Annotated in this window: 17 protein-coding genes; all 17 read right to left on the minus strand. The window is 48.5% G+C overall.

Going from position 1 to position 19622, the window contains the following annotated elements; all coding sequences use genetic code 11:
- Nucleotides 1-103: 103 nt before the first annotated feature.
- Nucleotides 104-1984 (minus strand): molecular chaperone HtpG, encoded by a 1881-nt coding sequence (gene htpG, locus ABGV42_RS15155; RefSeq protein WP_347382373.1) that lies wholly within the window; start codon nt 1982-1984, stop codon nt 104-106.
- A gap of 767 nt (nt 1985-2751) precedes the next feature.
- The gene (nikC, locus tag ABGV42_RS15160; RefSeq protein WP_347382374.1) at nt 2752-3648 is read right to left on the minus strand and encodes a nickel transporter permease; all 897 of its coding nucleotides are present in this window, start codon (nt 3646-3648) and stop codon (nt 2752-2754) included.
- A 255-nt stretch (nt 3649-3903) separates the two neighbouring features.
- Nucleotides 3904-4908: an ABC transporter permease gene (locus ABGV42_RS15165; RefSeq protein ID WP_347382375.1), complete on the minus strand. Its 1005-nt coding sequence runs from the start codon at nt 4906-4908 to the stop codon at nt 3904-3906.
- A gap of 172 nt (nt 4909-5080) precedes the next feature.
- On the minus strand, nt 5081-6727 hold the full coding sequence (locus ABGV42_RS15170) for an ABC transporter substrate-binding protein (RefSeq protein ID WP_347383252.1): 1647 nt from the start codon (nt 6725-6727) through the stop codon (nt 5081-5083).
- Between the two features lie 839 nt (nt 6728-7566).
- Nucleotides 7567-8505, minus strand: a complete 939-nt coding sequence (locus ABGV42_RS15175; RefSeq protein WP_347382376.1) for a glycoside hydrolase family 25 protein — start codon at nt 8503-8505, stop codon at nt 7567-7569.
- Nucleotides 8506-8888: 383 nt separating this feature from the next.
- Nucleotides 8889-9386, minus strand: a complete 498-nt coding sequence (locus ABGV42_RS15180) for a phage holin family protein (protein ID WP_347382377.1) — start codon at nt 9384-9386, stop codon at nt 8889-8891.
- Between the two features lie 186 nt (nt 9387-9572).
- Nucleotides 9573-10979: a phage tail protein gene (locus ABGV42_RS15185; protein WP_347382378.1), complete on the minus strand. Its 1407-nt coding sequence runs from the start codon at nt 10977-10979 to the stop codon at nt 9573-9575.
- Entirely contained in the window at nt 10979-11572 is a 594-nt protein-coding gene (locus ABGV42_RS15190) for a YmfQ family protein (protein WP_347382379.1), read from the minus strand. Before ABGV42_RS15190 ends, ABGV42_RS15185 begins: the two co-directional genes overlap by 1 nt.
- Nucleotides 11565-12704 (minus strand): baseplate J/gp47 family protein, encoded by a 1140-nt coding sequence (locus tag ABGV42_RS15195; protein WP_347382380.1) that lies wholly within the window; start codon nt 12702-12704, stop codon nt 11565-11567. The genes ABGV42_RS15190 and ABGV42_RS15195 overlap by 8 nt, the downstream gene beginning before the upstream one ends.
- A 4-nt stretch (nt 12705-12708) precedes the next feature.
- Nucleotides 12709-13164, minus strand: a complete 456-nt coding sequence (locus ABGV42_RS15200; protein ID WP_347382381.1) for a DUF2634 domain-containing protein — start codon at nt 13162-13164, stop codon at nt 12709-12711.
- On the minus strand, nt 13157-13567 hold the full coding sequence (locus tag ABGV42_RS15205) for a hypothetical protein (protein WP_347382382.1): 411 nt from the start codon (nt 13565-13567) through the stop codon (nt 13157-13159). Before ABGV42_RS15205 ends, ABGV42_RS15200 begins: the two co-directional genes overlap by 8 nt.
- Complete coding sequence (locus tag ABGV42_RS15210) at nt 13560-14546, minus strand: XkdQ/YqbQ family protein (protein ID WP_347382383.1); 987 nt, start codon at nt 14544-14546, stop codon at nt 13560-13562. The genes ABGV42_RS15205 and ABGV42_RS15210 overlap by 8 nt, the downstream gene beginning before the upstream one ends.
- Nucleotides 14543-15172, minus strand: a complete 630-nt coding sequence (locus ABGV42_RS15215) for a LysM peptidoglycan-binding domain-containing protein (RefSeq protein WP_347383253.1) — start codon at nt 15170-15172, stop codon at nt 14543-14545. The genes ABGV42_RS15210 and ABGV42_RS15215 overlap by 4 nt, the downstream gene beginning before the upstream one ends.
- Before the next feature lie 54 nt (nt 15173-15226).
- Complete coding sequence (locus ABGV42_RS15220; RefSeq protein WP_347382384.1) at nt 15227-16939, minus strand: hypothetical protein; 1713 nt, start codon at nt 16937-16939, stop codon at nt 15227-15229.
- Nucleotides 16940-17122: 183 nt separating this feature from the next.
- A complete protein-coding gene (locus tag ABGV42_RS15225) occupies nt 17123-17557 on the minus strand; it encodes a phage tail assembly chaperone (RefSeq protein WP_095288941.1) in 435 nt (144 codons plus the stop codon).
- A gap of 150 nt (nt 17558-17707) precedes the next feature.
- Nucleotides 17708-18949: a right-handed parallel beta-helix repeat-containing protein gene (locus ABGV42_RS15230; protein ID WP_347382385.1), complete on the minus strand. Its 1242-nt coding sequence runs from the start codon at nt 18947-18949 to the stop codon at nt 17708-17710.
- 217 nt (nt 18950-19166) lie between these two features.
- The gene (locus ABGV42_RS15235; RefSeq protein ID WP_347382386.1) at nt 19167-19574 is read right to left on the minus strand and encodes a phage tail tube protein; all 408 of its coding nucleotides are present in this window, start codon (nt 19572-19574) and stop codon (nt 19167-19169) included.
- Nucleotides 19575-19622: the final 48 nt, after the last annotated feature.

A 19622-nucleotide genomic window follows, 5' to 3' on the forward strand; every position in this document is an offset into this window, starting at 1 on the left:
TCGGGTGCAGATGGTCAGCGATGATCTTGCTGGCCTATTACTTATTGAGAGTGCTGATAGCGTGAAATTGCACGCTACTTAAAAACTCAGCTCGGTGAAGCTATTACACCATCACTTTGCAGATATCGTTGGTGAACTCTACTGGATCTTGGATTGGCAGACCCTCGATCAGCAATGCCTGATGATACAGCAGGCTTGTGTAGAGGTTCAGTTTTTCCTTATCCTGTGCGTAAGCGTCCTTCAGAGACTTGAAGACATCGTGATTCACGTTGATCTCCAGCACCTTATCCGCTTGTACATTCTCGCTGTTCGGCATGGCTTTCAGTATTTTCTCCATCTCGATGGTCAACTCACCTTCGGTGGACAAACATACCGGATGGCTTCTGAGGCGTTTAGAAGCTTTCACGGCTTTTACTTTTCCTGCCAGCTGTGCTTGCATTGCTTCAAACAACTCTTTGTTGTCGTTGTCGTCTGCTTCATTTTTCTCTTTGTCTTCGCTGTCTTCGATACCCAGGTCACCGCTAGAGATGGATTTGAACTCTTTCTCCTTGTAGTTCATGATCATTTTGATCGCGAATTCATCGATGTCCTCGGTGAAGTACAACACTTCATACCCTTTATCAAGCACACCCTCAATCTGAGGCAGCTTCTCGATCCGCTCAATGGATTCACCGGAAGCGTAGTAGATATACTTCTGATCTTCAGGCATTCTGGAGACGTATTCGTCCAGGCTGACCAGCTTCTTCTCTTTGGAAGAAGAGAACAGCAGCAGATCCTGCAGTGTATCCTTGTTTACACCATAGTCGCTGTATACGCCATATTTCAACTGACGTCCAAACGCTTGATAGAACTTCTCGTAGCTCTCACGATCGTCCTTCAGCAGGCTTTGCAGTTGGCTCTTGATTTTGTTTTTGATATTTTTCGCGATCAGGCTGAGCTGACGGTCATGCTGCAGCATTTCACGGGAGATGTTCAGGGACAGGTCTTCCGAATCAACCATACCTTTGACAAATCCGAAGTAGTCCGGCAGCAAATCGCCGCATTTGTCCATGATCAGGACACCGTTGGAGTACAATTCCAGACCTTTTTCGTACTCTTTTGTATAATAATCAAACGGTGTGTTCTCCGGGATAAACAGGATTGCGTTGTAGACCACTGCGCCATCTGCGCTGATGTGCAGGTGTTTAAGCGGTTTGTCAAAACCGTACCGCTTTTCCATATAGAAGTTGTTGTAATCTTCTTCGGTCAGCTCGCTTTTGTTTTTGCGCCAGATTGGCACCATGCTGTTCACGGTTTGCTCTTCTTTGTACTCCTCAAACTCGTTCTCCGTACCTTCCTTCGGACGCTGACTTGTCACATCCATCTTGATCGGGTAACGAATGAAGTCGGAATATTTCTTAATGATGGATCTCAGGCGATACTCTTCCAAAAACTCATCGTATGAATCCTCTTCGGTGTTCTGTTTGATCGTCAGGACGATTTCCGTACCTACGGAATCCTTCTCAGCTGGAGTAATCGTGTAGCCGTCCGCACCTTCGGACTCCCATTTCCACGCTTCGTCACTGCCCAGCGTTTTACTTGTTACAGTCAGCTTGTCCGCCACCATGAATGCAGAGTAGAAACCTACCCCGAATTGTCCGATGATGTTGTGGCCATCTTTGGCTTCATTCTCCTTCTTAAATGCCAGCGAGCCGCTCTTCGCGATTACTCCGAGATTGTTCTCCAGCTCTTCCTGGCTCATCCCGATACCGGTATCGGTCAGCGTGAGCGTACGGTTCTCTTTGTCGATGTTCAGCTTGATGTAGTAATCCTCTTTGTTGAAGACGAGCGTATCGTCGGTAAGGGCTTTGTAATATATTTTGTCAATGGCGTCACTGGAGTTGGAGATCAATTCTCTCAAAAAGATTTCTCTTTGGGTATAGATGGAGTTGATCATCATATCCAGCAAACGTTTGGATTCTGCCTGGAACTGTTTCTTGGCCATGAATGGGTGTTCTCCTTTCAATTTGGGATATAGAATGATTGAATTGAATATAGTTAGAAGCTGAACATTCACGATACCGCTAAGTGGATAGAACTCTTTGATCGCTATGATCCTTTTCTGAAACTCTTGTATCTTGTATAAGCTCAATTAAAAACATGACGTTGCGCGGTGTAGCCGTTCCGGTTACGAATCGTTCTTCCGATCACTGTTATCCCCTAATTTTTTTGATCCCCTTTTTAAAAGGAAGAAATTAGGTGATAAAGGCGACCGCTTCGCTTCTTCAGAATCGATTTCGTCCCCTGCACTACTTTCGCGGTTAATCAGAGCCAATTTTAAGTTGAGACAAGTACAAGTTCTGTTGATCAATTACGCTCTTTATCAAAGTATTTTCCGTCCACAATGTGGCCTCGCGCTCTTTCAGTTGACTTCTACATTCAAAAACACAATCATTCCATATGTAGTCGCTGTAGTATAAAGCATCATTTGTTAGCACTCAGATGAGCGGAGTGCTAAACCCTTTCTTTTATATAACATATGGCAAAATTGGGTGTCAATACGCCGTGCGTTATTTTAACAAAATGGTAGATTAACACGTCGTTTATACACGCATATTTGATTTTAACGTAATCCATCAGACAATACAAAAAGCCAGCTCGAATCAACGTTCGAACCAGCTTTTTACGGCTTAATGCAGCTTAATGGTAAGTCTGTTTAATAATGTGGTTAAAAAGAGCAGATCGTTGGAGGGCTGAAGTGCACCTCAAAATTTACTTCACCATCTTCGGATCAAGGGTATCACGCAAGCCATCCCCGAGCAGGTTGAAACCAAGCACGGTCAGCATGATCGAAAGTCCCGGAAAGATAAGTGTCCACGGGGCCTTTTGCAGAAACTGACGGGAATCCGAGAGCATTTTGCCCCATTCCGGGTCAGGCGGTTGTGCACCCATGCCCAGGAATCCAAGAGCAGCAGCTTCAATAATGGCCGTCCCGATGCCCAGCGTCCCCTGAACGATCAGCGGGGTAAGGCTGTTTGGCAGGATATGGCGAAACAGAATTCGCATATTATTTGCGCCCAGTGTGCGGGCAGATGTAATGAATTCCTCCTGTCTCAAGCTAAGTACACGCGAACGCACCAACCGTCCGTAGGTCGGAATGTTCACGATGGCTATGGCGAGTAATGCATTTTGCAGGGAGGGACCGAGGATTGCCACTATGGCAATCGCGAGTAGGATGCCTGGAAAGGCCAGCAGGATATCGAATAGACGCGAGATGAGCATGTCTGCCCATTTTCCATAAAAACCCGCCACCAGACCAAGCAATGCTCCTGCAATAATGGAACCGATCACCGAAAAGAACCCCACCCACAATGAGATACGCGCTCCGTGAAGCACTCGGGAAAACACGTCACGCCCCAGATCATCGGTACCAAACCAATGCTCTGCCGAAGGGGCCTGAAGCCGATCTGTCAGCACTTGTTCCTTGTAATCGTAGGGGGCAATGTACGGGGCAAGGAAAGCCAGCAGGATGAAAAACACAATAATGATCAGTCCGGCGAGCGCCAGCCGATTGCGGCGAAATGTTCTCCAGGCTTCCCGCCATGGACCGGACGTACGTGCCGATGCTGCTTCTATGGATTGTCCGGTATTGGGTGATAATTTGGCCATGCGGCGTCTCCCTTCTTTAGCTATGAATGAAAGATAAGAAAAATGAGTCCAATAACACTTCGGACTACGATTGCTGAACCATCTTCCGATCGCTGTTATCCCCAGATTTGTTGATCCACCTTTTTTAATGGTAAAAATCTGCTGATAAATGTAAACGCTCCGCTTCTACAGATTGGTTCTGCACTCTTCGTATCGTGTAATTTGTGATAACTATCTTATTTAAATGTTCATTCAACAAAACAAATGATGGAGTTCCTACTTATAGCTAATTCGTGGATCAAACACAGCGTAAAGCAAGTCGACAATCAGGTTGATCAATACGAAAAAGAAGGCAACGATCAGAATGCCACTCTGTATGACCGGATAATCCCGCGAACTAATTGCTTCATATATATAGCGTCCCACACCAGGCCAAGCGAAGATTGTTTCGGTCAATACTGCGCCACCGAGCAAAGAGCCGGTTTGGATGCCAATAACGGTCAGGACGGGAATAAAGGCATTTTTGAGCGCGTGCCCATATACGACAAAAAACGGCCCGAGCCCCTTCGCCTTCGCGGTACGGATATAATCCGAGCTCATCACCTCAAGCATGCTGGAGCGAGTCATCCGTGCAATAACAGCCATCGGAATAGTTCCCAGCGCAACACTTGGCAGGATGAGATGTTTGGTTACGGTCCAGAGCTGGTCCCAACGCCCGGCAATCATCGTATCAAGTACATAGAGACCGGTGATGGCTTCAACGGGATCACGTGCATTCATTCGTCCAATGGACGGCAGCCAGTGCAGCTTGTTGGCAAACAGCCATTGTTCCATCAGACCGAGCCAGAAGATTGGCATCGACACACCAACGAGCGCAATGACCATACAGCAGTAGTCGAACCAGGAGTTATGTTTCCATGCACTGACGATTCCCGCGTTAACGCCGATAATAACGGCAAATAACATACTCGCCATCGTTAGTTCGAGCGTAGCCGTCAGGTACGGCACGATTTCCTGGGCAATAGGCACCTTGGTGCGGATGGATGTGCCCAAGTCCCCCTGTAGCAAATCGCCAAGATAAGCGAAGTACTGGTGGAACCACGGTTTATCAAGTCCGAGCTGGTCCCGCAGGGCTTGCTTGGATTGTTCGGTTGCCTTTTGCCCAAGTATTGTCTCCGCCGGGTCACCAGGGATGGCATGAATGATGGAAAAGACGATCAGGGTCATGCCGAGCAGTACGGGCAGCAGCACGAGTATGCGTTTGACAATATAACTGTTCAATCCTTATTCACCTGCCTTTGACGTATCATCCAACATACAATTATAAAAAGCGCTGGCAGACAAGAATGCTTTAGATTGTTACGACCAGATGTGGATTCTGCCAAGCATTGCGTGTTCACCAGCGCCTTGAAAGGTTTAACGTAGAAAAATGATTTCAGCTCACATCTATCCGTTATTCAAAATAAGCATTTGCATAGGATTCACTGCCAAGTGGGGAAGGCACAAAACCTTTCAGGTTTGCTTTGCCTGCCAGAATAGGTGTCGTGTGCACAAGTGGAATCCACGGTGCATCTTCCTTGATAATGACTTGAGCCTGTTTGTACAGCTCGGCGCGTTTGTCCTGATCGGTCTCTTTCTGCGCATCGGTCAGCAGCACATGCAGCTCTTCGTTTACATAGAAGCTGCGGTTGTTCCCCGGAATCGCGTCTTTATCCAGCAGTGTGTACAGGAAGTTATCCGGGTCGCCGTTGTCTCCGGTCCAGCCGAGCATGTAGAGGTCGTCCTTCTCTCCGGCTTTTGCATCATCAAGATATGTCGCCCACTCCGGCGATTCGATGTTGACGGTCACTCCAATTTTCTCAAAATCAGCTTGGATCGCTTCGGCAACCTTCTTGCCATCAGGCATGTAAGGGCGGGACACCGGCATTGCATAGAACGTCACCGGGTCTGGCAATCCGTCCGGGAAGCCAGCTTCGGCCAGTAATGCTTTTGCTTTTTCCAGATCATACGGGTAATCCTCAATGGCATCGTTGTAACCCCACAGGGTTGGCGGCATCGGGTTTACCGCAGGCTGAGCCTGTCCGGCAAAGAAAGCATCGATAATGCCCTGCTTGTTTACCGCATGATTGAGGGCCTGTCTCACTTTTACATCGTCAAAAGGTTTCTTCTTAAAGTTAAAGCCGATATACGCCACGTTGAACGGTGGACGCTCGATCTTTTGCAGCTCGCTGTTGCCCTCAAGGATGGACAGATCATCCGGGTTCAAGTCTTCCATGACATCAATCTCGCCATTTTGCAAGGCATTGAAACGTGCCGTGTTGTCCGGAATCGAACGAACAATGACTTTGTTCAGCTTCGGTAATCCTTCTTTCCAGTAATTCGGATTTTTCTCCAGGGTGATGGAGTCGTTCCGCTTCCACTCTACGAATACAAATGGGCCTGTGCCCACGGGCTCGCTTTTGAAATTCTCTTTTTTCTCCTGAATCGCTGTTGGGCTGGCAATTCCGAACGGTGTCATCGCGATGTTTTGCAGGAAAGGCGCCTGCGGCTGGTTCAGCGTGAACTCGACGGTCGTCTCGTCAATCGCCTTCACTTCCTTGATGACACGGCCATCCTCTGGTCCAAACATGGAATCGTAATAGTCGAAGGAATCCCCTTCAAATTTATATTCACTCGCCGGATCACTCCAACGATTGAAGTTAAAGACAACAGCCTCGGCGTTGAAATCCGTTCCATCATGGAACTTCACGCCGGACTTCAGCTTAAACGTGTACTTCAGGCCATCCGCCGAAATCTCCCAGCTCTCTGCCAGACCAGGAACAACCTCAGTCTCGCCTTCCTTGTAATCCAGCAATGAGTCGAACACCTGGTGCCCAATCTTCAGCGACTCCCCGTCTGTTACAATTGCAGGGTCCAAAGCCACTGAATCCCCGCCGCGACCCATGATCATTGTATCCTGAGCTGCCGTTTCCGTTGGGGGATCTGTACCTTCTGCCGGAGCAGGTGAATTACCTGCTTCTTCATTGCTGGAGCAGCCTGACAATACCAAGACGGTGCTCAAAGCCAGAGTCAAAAAACTGGACATCCATTTCTTTCTCATTCGCATACGTACAACACCCTTCCCTGTCTCATAATGTGTGTAATGCTGGCGTGAAAAAACTTCAATGATAGCCATTGGTTCGGTGCTTGCTTGTATCAATGAAAGGCTTTAGGTGCCTGTGATACCTGTATTTGTGATCGTATTAGGATAAGATGGATTACTATTCGTTTTTTACGGTTTTGCGGACCGAGCACAGATTATAAGATTATGTGAATTCAATAGATTACCTTTTAGAAAAAAGGTTAGTTCGGCCCAGTTGCGCAATAATTGAACTTAGGTCAATTAGCAACAGCATTCTACTATTTGGATGGAAGTTAAATCGAGTTAGAAGACAAAAAAACAAGAGAATTGCATTACGACATGGTAGTAGAACATCGCTCGTTTTAGATACATATTGTTTGTTTGCTCATGAAGTTTGGCATTGACCATTGGAAGGGTTGGGCAGCATCTAACATCCGTTAAATTCTGTAATGGATGAAACACTTCAGTGTTTCACATAAAGGTAGTTGTTTTGAGTTGCATGAATGATGTGTGTTCGAAGATGCAGAATTGGACAGCAGGGAGACATTACAATAACTTGTTATGTTATGGTTTTGTCATGGTGAGGAGGTTTATGTAAATAAACAGTGGTTGAAAACAATTTGGTGTAACTTACTTTACATCACATTCATGATTTAGACAAGAGTTTTGCGGACATAAGTCTTCAACTTTATTCACGCGTTAATTTTAGTTACATAAAACACAAAAAAGGAACACCATTCGACAAGAAAATGCCGATGTGTCCCCTCTTGATCCTGTTCTGTAAATGTCTATCGTATCTCTATCAGATCTGTTTTAACTTACTTCTTGAACAAACCTCTGCGATACATGACCGTAAGAAAACGGTAGAAATCATAACTTGCCCCATTATCGATACTGAACAGCGGATTTTTGGTGTCATACGCCAGGGCCGCATCTACGGCTGCTTTGGCCCAAACCGGAACTTCCATCTGCTGGCGTGCCTGCAGTTTGTCTACCTGTGCTTTCAGCGCATCAAACGCTGCTTTCTCTTCGGCTGTCATCGGTTCGCCCCCTTTCGGTGGTTCAGTCGGTTTTGTTGGCTTCGTTGGCTGGGATGGTTCAGGCGGCTTCGGTGCTGCTGCTGCATATCTGGCCCGCAGCTCGGCTGCCGATCCCTCGAACTCATTCATGTCCACATTGCCGCCAATTCCATCCACCTTGCCTGAGTCCGTGTACTGCCAGAACGTCCAACGTTTCCAAGCAGGCTGATCATCCGGCACACGTGTGCTGCTGTAACGCGCAATCCACAGATCATACGTGCCAAGGGAGGTATCGAAATTGCCGGCAAATGAATTGCCCGTATATATGATTGGTTTTACACCCGTAAGACGCTGCAGTTCAGTTAAAAAGGCTTTGGCTACCGTGTTGATCTGTGCTTTGCTCAGATTGCCCGGGTTGTTCTCGTAGTCCATAACCGGTGGCAGCTGCAGTGCCTTGGCGCCTCCGACTTTTTTCAGTGTATTGGCATAATGCGCCGCTTCCGCCTTGGCACCATCCGTGGACGTTGCGCGGAAGAAGTGGTACGTTCCGACCAGCATGCCTGCCGCCAGTGCGCCGCTTACATTTTTCTGAAAGTTCGGATCGGTATACGTCTGTCCCTCGGTTGCCTTAATGAACACAAACGTCATGCCGCTTGCCTTCACTTTGGTCCAGTCGATATTGCCCTGGTAGCGGGAGACGTCAATGCCCTGCGTGTTGCCTGAGCTTCTGGTTTGCATGTTTCTCACACCCTTTATACGGCAATTGCCTTTTGTATATAGTTAATGCCAGGAGGTTTGGGATTGCTTGTGTGCGTGTCCCTTGTTGATAGTAAAAGGTACAGTACAGCAAGTTGGTTATCTATTAACTCACCAAGGGAAACATACCCAGTCGGCACCTGACCGTTCCAGATCCGGATCGTTCTTCCGATCGCTGTTGTCTCCAAATTTTTTTTGATTCATTATTTAAAAGGGTAAAATTCAGAGACAAAGGCGACCGCTTCGCTTCTTCAGAATCGATTCCGTCTCTTTCACTACTTGTAGCTAATGGCACATACAAATACCTTTGACTCAGTAGCGCTCTGTCTGTTGTCACAGGGCACATTGGAATGAATGCTGCGTCATTACTTCGTGTCATCCCTGATCTGTTGATCCACATCCTTAGGATCTGATGGTGCAATAGATTCTCTGGCATGAGGAATGTAGTTGCCGGGAATCCCCCCGTCCCCTCCCTTGCCCTTGAGCACTTCAATGGCCTGCCGGATCGCAGGTGGTATCGGTGCTCCCAGTTTGCCCCCATTTTCAATAATAGATAACAGCTCATTCGCGATATAAAAAAAGGCGACCGCATCCCTGAACAAATGTCCGTCTCCCAGAACACCGTCCACCAGATGAGCCACCGATACCATTGCAAAAATAAATACCTTTCGCGCGATGCCAAACATACCGACATTGCTTTCGAGCTTGCCGCTCGCCCCCGCGGCTGCGATACCCGTTAGGTAGTCCAGGATGACGAATACGAGCAGTACACCGAGCACGCCTGACCAGCCACCGAAGAAGTAGGTTGCTGAGCTGCTTAGCAGGGCGATAAAAGACTTCCATATGGTGTCCCATTTTTCCATGGTTTCACCTCCTTAAGCAAGGTTTACGAGCTTTCTTTCACTTCATGACAACAAGTCCACTTCCGAACATGTTACGTCTTTCATATTCTATTGTGTGATATCACAAGATGCTCATTATTTCATAGGTTAATCCTCGTAGTATGAAGCACTTACTTCACTGCACCCGTCAATCTTTCCTATAGTCTTTCATGTATAGATGATCTTAGCTCCCGCGGTGAAGTACCCATAAAAATCCGAATAATTAGGACCCTTTGTGTGTTTATATTTAAAGAATATTTGCCCGTTAACATTAAACCCATTCGGCATATTGGTAATTTGATCACCCACGGCAATGGCTTCTAAATAACTAGCGGTTCCCCTTTGTAAGTCAATAGTTATGTGAATGAATGACTTTCCACTACCAACTCCGCTAGTGGAAATAACCCATTCCATACCATTAGAGTCATGAAGGACAACACTTGCTGTTGTTCCACTATAACTACTTCCTAATCGGATTGCGTTTGTCCCTGTGTTCACTCTATTGATTTGAATAAACCTTGTTGCTGCTGGGAAGGTTGCGATATCCAAATAGAACAGCCTCGTTGCGTCTGTGAATTCTTGTGGTCCGAAAGCGATATTGGGTGTTATTTCTTGAACTGGCCTTCGTAAACCACTTACTTTATTGGATAAGGTTACCCATGGGTCTGAAGTGGATGCACTGCCACCATTGGCGTTAATGGCATCCACGATACCTTTTTTTGCATCAACGCCAGATTGAAAAAGCGCAAGGTCATCAGCTTCAGCGGTGTACGGTACATCCATCGCACCCGCTGAAAACTTAATCCTTGAAATAGCTTTAACACTCCCGGGAGCCCCGGATGCTCCACCCGCAACAACTAGACGAAGTTTTACCGATGTTACACCGGAAGGAATAGTTACTGTTTTCGACTTCCGATGCCAATTGGAATTAGCGTCGGCAACAAGCGAATTGATTGTTATATCATCACTGGCATTTTTAACTTCAATAAGCAAAACTCCCGTTGTCATTCCTAATGTATAAAACATTGCTTGTAAGTTGTATGTCCCAGCGATGACATTGGTTGGATTAGAATCAAGAACTGCATAAGCGTTAGCCGCCACAGCTCCTGTCACTTGAAAATACTTCAGCGTTCTATAGTTAGTACCTGCGGTCACAGACCATGGAGCTGACCCATAGTCACTCCATCCGTAAAGCCCTAAGTTTGCGGCCGAATTCTGAACAAGGTTGGACGAATCCAAGCTGATAACGGGCGCTACCGCCGCAATAGCTTTTGTTGTCGCATCTGTAGACGCTGCATTGATCGCCGCCACCCTCGCATCCCTAACTGCCTTCTCCGTCGCCGCCACCGTTTCAGACGTGCCATCCGTCTTACTAGACAACTGCACCTTCCCTTTCTGCGTTAAAGACGCATCGGGGATATCCATCTTGCTCACCGCTTCACGAAGCGTATTCAAATCGGTCTGTGTCGCCACACCTGCATCAATCTTTTCAAAAATCCCATTAATACTCTCCCGGGTTACGTTCTCGTTGCCCAAGGGAAGAGGCAATTTCAGTCGATCCGTTTCTTGTGGCATTACGCCCACACCTCCAGTTCATTCCACGTCAGGGACGCGGCATCCAGTTCATCCCAAGTTACCTGCTTTCTATCCAAATCGTCCCACACCAGATAGCGATACTCAAACTCTACGGCCATGTGGGCCGGTTTTAGTTCATCAATCGCACGTTTGAGATCATCGATATTGGGCGGAATGCCCATCGTATCCACAAAGCTCACCGTAAAACTCCACGCCTCCGGTTGAAACGTCACATCTACCTTGCCTCCGGCATATGCTTCAGCCACATTCGCAATCAGCCTTCCGGAAAATGTCCCGGCACCGCGCAGCTTCGATTCCACCACGGCACGTCGCTGGTCCACGGGTTTGAGTCGGTCTGTCTCAAGGCCAAGCTCCTGCTCCCAGAAGTCCAATCCCCACGTCGCCGTACGGACAAAAAACTGATCCAATGTCTCATCCAGCGCCTGATACAGCAGATCCATCTCGGTTCCTTTGGCTTGCATATCGGCCTGCATAACGCGCGAAGTCTCATAATAACTTGGCAAATACGAGAACAGCTCTTTTCCCTTCGGGCTTGTGATTGTAGAAGCCATAGCTCCCGGCAGACTACTCATGCACATCCACCGTCCCCAGCACCGCCACCTGACTCGCGGTCATCTCGATATTCTGGTCGCTCACACCATTTACGGTAAGCTCCGAATAGTCGATAATCGGCGGAATGTCGAGCAAAATTGCAGCAATACGGGTGTAACGTACTAGTGGATCGGCAAAAGCAAGCTGCTTCAAATACGCGGTCACCCCGCGTTCGATTAATGCCTTTACATCTCCCAAGGTTGCATCACTCGCCAGCGTCAGCTTCACCTCAATGTTCATCGGCACTTCCTCGGCTGGCATGACCGACACCACCGGACCTGCCGGGGCAACGCCTTCACCTTGACCATCCTGCGTCGGGTCCACGTACTTCTGCACAGCAGCCACCAGATCGCTGCCTGCCGCACGTTTGTCCGTATCCAGCAGATACAATCCTACCGTGCCCGGCCCCTGCCATAACGGAATTACACGCGTTGCTCCAACGCCTGGCACTTCACTGGCCCATTGCACATACTGTGCCTTGTTGCCGCTTGTCCCCTGATTGCGGACTTTGGCATAAAAGCGTTCCAGCAGCGCCGTATCCGCCTCAATATCCGCACCGCCTTTGATAACGTCCGTGTTCACCACAGACGTCACGCCACTTACCGGTGTAGACAGCACGGTTAACGTGCCTGCCGGCACATTGCTTTCTTTTCCAGCAACGAGCGCCCGCACACCAACCACACCGAATCCATCTTCTCCAAGCTCTACGCTCCCAACGGTCTCGTATTCCAGCGAAGCTTCACCAGATACTTCATCCGCGAGCGTAGCCACAACTGTACCTGCCGGCACCACTTTCCCCGGTGTACCCGTGAACATAACCGTGCCTTGTGCCGCTACTGCGGCCCGCCGCGTAATACCATGCTCTCCCGCCCGCAGATCCAGCTCTTCCGAACGAAAATTCGGATCACTGCTCGCAGCCGTACTGGCAAACCCTCGCCGAAGCAGTTCCTGCGCCCATAGCGCCGCTTCAGACAGCATAAACGCAACCGGAGCCTCCGCATCCCACAGAAACGATCCCTCCGACTTATCCAGATCCGCGGGCAGACGATCCAGCATGCGCTGCATAATCTGTTCCTCCGTCTGGTCCTCCAAATAACGCGGAATCTCAGCCATCCCGTCAGATCACCTCACTTTCCAGAATAAACATCTCTTCCTGTACACTCGCCACCCGGCACGAGAACATGCACTGCTCTAGGTTCCAATCGAACGTGAACTGGTCTACCGAATCTGTGCGCGGATCAGCCAGCAGCGTCTCCGTTACCATCCGGGTAATCTCACTTTCCATCACACCCCGGCTGTCACCCTGACCCACTAACTCTTCCAGCTCCGAGCCATAGTTTCGGGAGTAAATCACATGTCTGTACCGCGGCGTCTTCACCGCCTTGATGCACCATTGCACCCAGGCTTCCTGCGGACCTGCCGCAGCCACTTTGCCACTTGGGGTCAGCACAAAATCCCCCGCATCATAATCGAATCGCCAGCTCCGTCCAAAGCGCACCTCTTCCGAAGCCGTACCCGACAGGTCCTCTTCATCTCCCCAGACCACACCCGTTTCCGGGAACAAATTAGGCATTCCCACTCACCACCTTACACAGCACCACAATGTCGTTACCGCCATTTACCCGCATCGCCAGCACACGGTCCCCAGCCTTCAAGCCTTTACCCAGAGACCACACCGCTTCTTCCACTTCCTCTTCTTGCAAAAGAAACCTTCCCGTGCCCGTCGTTCCGCCATTCGCCACGTCAGGTATCCCGGAGATCGCACCAACAGCCCCGCGCTCCGGCAACCCAAGCGTGCCCGGCAGCTCGGCCACGAGATAGTCCTGCACTTCGTGCTTGAAATCATCCAGCTTCACGCCGGACGATGTCATTGTCCCCAGCACCGCGCCCATGCCGCTCACGGCCTGACGGGTATGCGTACTCATCGCACCCCGCATGACCTCGGCAAAATGCCCATACGGATCTTCCTTATTCAAGGTAATACCTCCTTTTCACCAGCTCCGCCGTGCCCAGCTCCAGGGTCATCGTTCCAGGCCCGGCCGATAGGTCTCGACTGACTGACATGACGATTAACTTCAAACCTTTGAGCAGCACCGCATCTCCAGCGCGAATCGTATTGATATCCGGTGCGGAAACGGTAAATGTCTCCTGAATGCCTGTCAGACGGCTTTTCGCCAGCTTCTTAGCAGCTGCTGCCGTTTTGACCTGATCGTCCTCGATCAGCTTTTGCAATGTGCCCAATTCTTCCACACCAGCCTGCTCAATCGCCAGCACTTTCGATGGCACTTCCTTGCCACTACTCGATTCCGATGCGGCCATAACCTTAACCTTGGTGACTGCACCTTCAAGCGTACGCATCTGGGTCACATCGATCAGCCGATCCAGCTCGTACACCTTCGCATTACTGCCTATCTTGAAGAGCTGCAGCCCTCCCGGAGTCATCCGGGGATGATACATGTCTCCGCCAGACTTCGCCGTTTCCTTCAGATCGGCAAACATCATCGAAAAGATCGTCTGCGACCGATATACCGCTTTGCCCAGCTTTGTTTTGGTATCTGGCAGTGTTCCGTATGGAATCATCCACTCTTTGGCGTACGTTTTGAGCCGCTGCGTGGCGGTTTGATCTTTGGGCAGAAGAAACTCATCTTCCGATTTTTCCAGATAGATCATCCGGTCGTACACCGTGAGAGAAAGCCGCTTGGTGCCGCTGTTGGAGCTTTCCACCTCCCAGATGACCGCAGGATGCAGTAGATGAACCATGGATTTTCCGCCAAAAGGAACCCCACTGATTCGTACCGCCATCCCCGGTGATATCGCAGGCAACCCGGAAGAGGCAGACACCGCCAGCCGCATGTTCGCCTGATAGGCAATCTGGTCCAGCGAATCCTTCAGCGTAATCGTCTCCACCAGCTTGGTAAGGTCATATTTGTCATCCACAATAACCTTGTAGGTCATGGCATCACCAGCTTTTGTCCAGGCTTGATCCGGTTCGGATCACTGCCGATGGTTTTCACATTGAGCTTATAGATCTCGTTCCATTTGGAACTACTGCCCAGCTCAAGCTTTGCAATTTTGGACAGAGAATCGCCAGATTTGACGGTGTAGGTTTTGCTGCTCTTTTTCAGATCAGTACGAGAACCCGACTTGCTCACAGATGTTGCCGCGCCGACCTTCTCCACTTTGGAATCCCGCCAGGTACGCAGCGTAATGTCAAAATAAATATCCCCACTCTCACCGCCCCGGAAGGTCGTATTGTGCGAGATCAGATACACTGGCACGTTCACCCCTGTGTTGGAAATGATGAAACGAAGTGGTTTTTTCGATACCAGAAACGTATTCAGGATATTCATCGCCACCCGCGGATCGGGTACAGGCTCGTACATGCAATAGGACGCGTCGTATTCTTTTGGAAAAAAAGAAGAGAAGGTAATCTCCTTCACCTTCTCTCCCTGTGCAAAATCAAATTCGCCATACTCGAGCATATTTATCGTTTCGTATCCTTTGGACCTTGATATGGTCAGCTCTTCCGGCTTCACCGGGAACTTGAACGATGTCGTCCCGTCCTTCAGGGTGAACTCCATTTGGATTCCTTCCACATTGTCTTTAATTACACTCATAACAGGCCTCCTTTCTGCTTAGGCCATAATGGTTTTACGGTTTTCCATCGCCCGGCGGAACTCTCCCGAAATTCGCTGTCCAACTTGATGTGAGATTGCATCGTAGTCGATGGCATTTTCACGGACAGTCAGCTGCACAGCCCCTTGAGGCACGTTGATGGCGATCTGGTTGGTCGTTTCAGTTTTAAAATCCTTAAGGTAACCGGCCAGACTGCTCATCTGGTCTTCTGAAATTTGTACCGTCATCGTAGACGATTTGCCATTCGTCTGTGCACCGTTACCGAGCGCCATCGCTTGGGACTGCATCACGCTTGTTCCCATAAGAGCAGCAGTCGTGGATTGACCGCCCATGCTGTTCGCATAAGCCATAGGCCCAGTTATGGTGAGCGCAGATGGAATATAAGCCGGGGGCATCGAGGGACCAGTGGGTACTGGAGTTCGGTTAGCAACCGTTGTTGCTGAGACGGTCTTTTCTTCTTTTTTGGAACCAAAGCCGAAGAAATTGGAGATGCCACTCACCATGTTCTTCGTTTTTTCAGAAACAAAATCCGCAGCAGTCGACAACGCTTTGCCTGCACCTTCCGTGGCGTTGGACATAAAGTTTCCAATATCCTTGGCCTTATCGCCAATCCAGCCACCCGCTGCACTACCAGCCCATCCGCCGACTGCACCACCAACCCATGTCCCTATTCCAGGTAAAAGAACACTACCGATGGCCGTGCCAATGGCAGTTCCTGCGGTGCCACCGATCATGGAGCCAACAGCTCGGCCCCGTTGTTCGGGAGGTGCGGTCGCTATGTTCGCCACATCAGCCAGCATGCTTATTGGACGAAGCAGTTTCCCCGCTCCTTTGGCAAGTCCCCCGCCCAATTTGCCGAGCATTCCGTCACCTGAAAATAGGTTAGACATTGCCATCGGCGAACCGGACATTAGACCTGAGACTAAATTGGACCTCTTACCGCTGCCGATCCTTCTGTTTCTTGCAACAGTTTTGGATTCATTGAAAGCACGATCAGAGGTATCTGTAGTGATTGGACTAGGCGTTGGGGCAGGTGTTGGGGTTGATGCCCTAGAGGAAAATCTTCCCCCACGTCTTCCCCCGGAAACTCTCCGGGCAGGCGGTTTGCTTGGAGAGTCGCTTCCCGCTCTCGAACTGGTTCGTGTCTGGTTCTTACCTTTTGATTTCTTATCCTTTTTAAAAATTTTATCCCAAGCGTCTTTACCTTTTCCTACTAAGTCAGTTGCATTATTCACAAAGTCCGTAATGTCGTAAAGGTGTTCATACCACTTTTTATCTTCTTCTTTAGCCACATTATTAATCGTTGTATTATGACTCCCGATCACAACTGACATGGAAGGCCCGCTCGCCGGACTCATTTTCCCCATCGCTACTTCAACCTTCTGCTTTACCTCCACCGACACCGTTCCCGAAGCCTTCACCATCTGGTTTCGGAAACGGTTCAGTTTCGCGAGTGCACGGTCCAATGCCGGGCTTAATTGATCATCCAGTCCGATCTTCGGCATGATTCGCAGCCTGCTCAATCGAACAGCGGTACTATAGATGCTTTCCAGCCTGCGCCCGGTTGTTCTCAGTTCATTGTTCACCTTGATTAAACTCTGATATCGAACCCTGCCCAGACGTTCGGTCGAACGCTGAATCTGATCCAGATAACGGATCGTGGTACGCATTTCCGCGTTGGATTTGGATAAACCCACAATCATTTCTGCCATTTCTTTCACCTCCTGTCCAAGCTAATTATCGATTCATTTGCGAAGTCAGCGCTGCCATCTCCTCTTCCGAGAACGCAATCAACAGTGAGCGTTCGCCTCGCGGCAAAGACCAAAACTCTCCGGGACGAAGATGGTGACGAACCCACATATGATACAGGAACGTGGTCATCCCGCCGGAGTGAATCAGTTTTTTAGGTCTTCAATCTCCACACCGAAGCCGGATAGCTCCAGCACCTTGTCACCTACGGCATCCAGTTCACCCGCCAGCAGCATGCGGCGAACCGCCTGTTCCCCACCGGACAGCTTCATGCGACCCGTGATACGGTTATCTCCCCAACCGGACAGTTCCAGGCCGCGGACATTCATTTTCACCGTGGCTTCGGAAATTAGCAGCGCGTTAAAGGTTTCGGTATCCACCTTTTCCTCGGTGCGGCCTTTCGTCGTTTTACGAATCGTGCAGCGTTCGCGGATCTGATCCACTTTGGAGGACGTCAGTCCACGCAAGGTCAGCAGCAGATCCAGACGCTGAATGCGTACATTCTCTTCCGGCAAACGTTCCGCTGCTTCAAACAGCTGATCCAGAATCTGCTCTTCGGACATGTTTTCATTCATACTCATAGGGCGCAATCTCCTTCTCATTTCACAATTGGGTTACTCTACTCAACAATTAGGGACAACAAATAGACCGAGATACTCTCAGCCTTCATGTGTGTCCCTATCTTGTTTACTCAACTGGCTCAATTAGCCTTTTGTTACTCTTGTTTATAATTAGGAAATGCCTAATACGTGGTTCCGTTCGTTGATAATGTTGACTATGTCCAGAACACCACCTTGACTTGCTACCAACTCAACGCCACGAACAGTTTGTTTTGTGGTATCACGAATAATGTTATCTACAACAATGATTCCTGTAGCAATTGTTCCAGCACCATGAGCTTGGACAAGTACACCAGAGATTCCTGAATCAATAATCAAGTTTCCTTGCACGATAACATCAACGCGATTACCGAAAAGCTTTACGCCTTCTTTCTTAGCAGAAATAATTTTATTGTTTGCGATGATCGCTCTGGAGTGTGGGTACAATCCTTCTTTCGATGGAGTCTCGAGGGAATCGTACCACCCAGAGAACTTAAACGTATTGAATTGAGCATCAAATGTTCCTTCAATGAAATTCTCTCCACAGTATTCGACCAAGGTATGCGTGATTCTTACATCCTCAGGTCTACCTTTGGGATTACGGATAAAGATTCCGTTTGTTGCCAATCCATTGCCTGTCTGATTGAGTTCACCTGTACGACGGATCGTACATCTGAAGATAATAATGTTGTTGATGACATCTGTTACATCTGTGGAACTAGTTCCTGCAAATGTTTGGATTCCACGATATTTGGTGTCCTCAATCAACGTGTGTTCAACTGCAACGGTATTAGCTTTTTGAATCATGATACCTGATTGGCCATATGTGCGAGAAATAACACTGTTGGTGATCAGAACGTTCTTGGCATGTTGTATATAAATACCCATGCCCTCTGTCTGAATATTTGTTGTATTGATACCAATGTTATTGATTTTACAAGAATCAATTTTGATGTTTGAAGAGTAATTCACTTGGTTACTGAACTGAATGGCATTTTGATTGATATCTTGGAGATTACAGCGAATGATCTCAATGTCATTTACCCCAAGCAACGTAATACCATGACCTTCACTCAGTTGAACACCATTTGTTGTTTTACCTGCAATGGTCAAACCAATGATACGAATACCGTGGGCTTCAAGATTAAGTGCACCTCTGGAGTACAACGTTGCACCATCACCATTGATGGTTTTAAGTTTTGTAATTGCTTTAGGGAATCTTACACGGTAAGCTCCTGGGGGTAGAAACACTTGTACTGCTGGATCATTCATCAGGGCATCAAAAGCTTCAGTCCAATCCCATTCGGATCTTGGATCTGTACGGTTAGACACCAAATCGATATATTTCTCGATAGACACATGCACGTTTTCCATATTAAAAACCTCCATTTTTTGTTTGTTTTTCTATGCAAATTCTGCTGGTCTGACCTTGATGTCCTTGATTCGGAATGTATTGAAGCATAACCCTTTACAGTTATTTTGTTTCCCCATCCCTGATTTTCCCCAAAACATTAATATTAACGATACCTTTGATACCTGGTATATCTTTGAATTATTGATAAAACTCTCATTTATGCCATCACCTACTGTGTCACAACGCAACAATCGGATTCAACAGTTCAAATCCTTCAAACGTAAAGCCCGTTTCCTCCGGCACTTCCTCACCCGCTGTCCAGTTTGCGAGCTGGATTTTGTCCACCATGCAACCCTTCAGTAGAACGCTCTCATGTCCATATGACTCTGGATCGTCCAGCTTCGAGATGATTTGAAACTTGGTAAACCCGCGCTGGATCATGTCCGACGTGACCTTGTAACCTGTCATCGTACCTGTCCCTTTTTTTGCGCCATTTTTGTGCACTTTCCAGTCGTTGCCGACTAGATTCAACTCACGTTTTTCAATTTCCACACTGGCTTCCAGCTTGTTAATGTTCGTCTGCCACACCCCATCAATATGCAGCTGACCATGGGTACCTAGAATAACTCTTGATGCATCCAACATGTACAATTCCTCCTTGGGATCTTTTTAAATGTAAAACCCAAATTCATC

This window comes from Paenibacillus pabuli, assembly GCF_039831995.1.
GTDB classification, from domain to species: domain Bacteria; phylum Bacillota; class Bacilli; order Paenibacillales; family Paenibacillaceae; genus Paenibacillus; species Paenibacillus pabuli_C.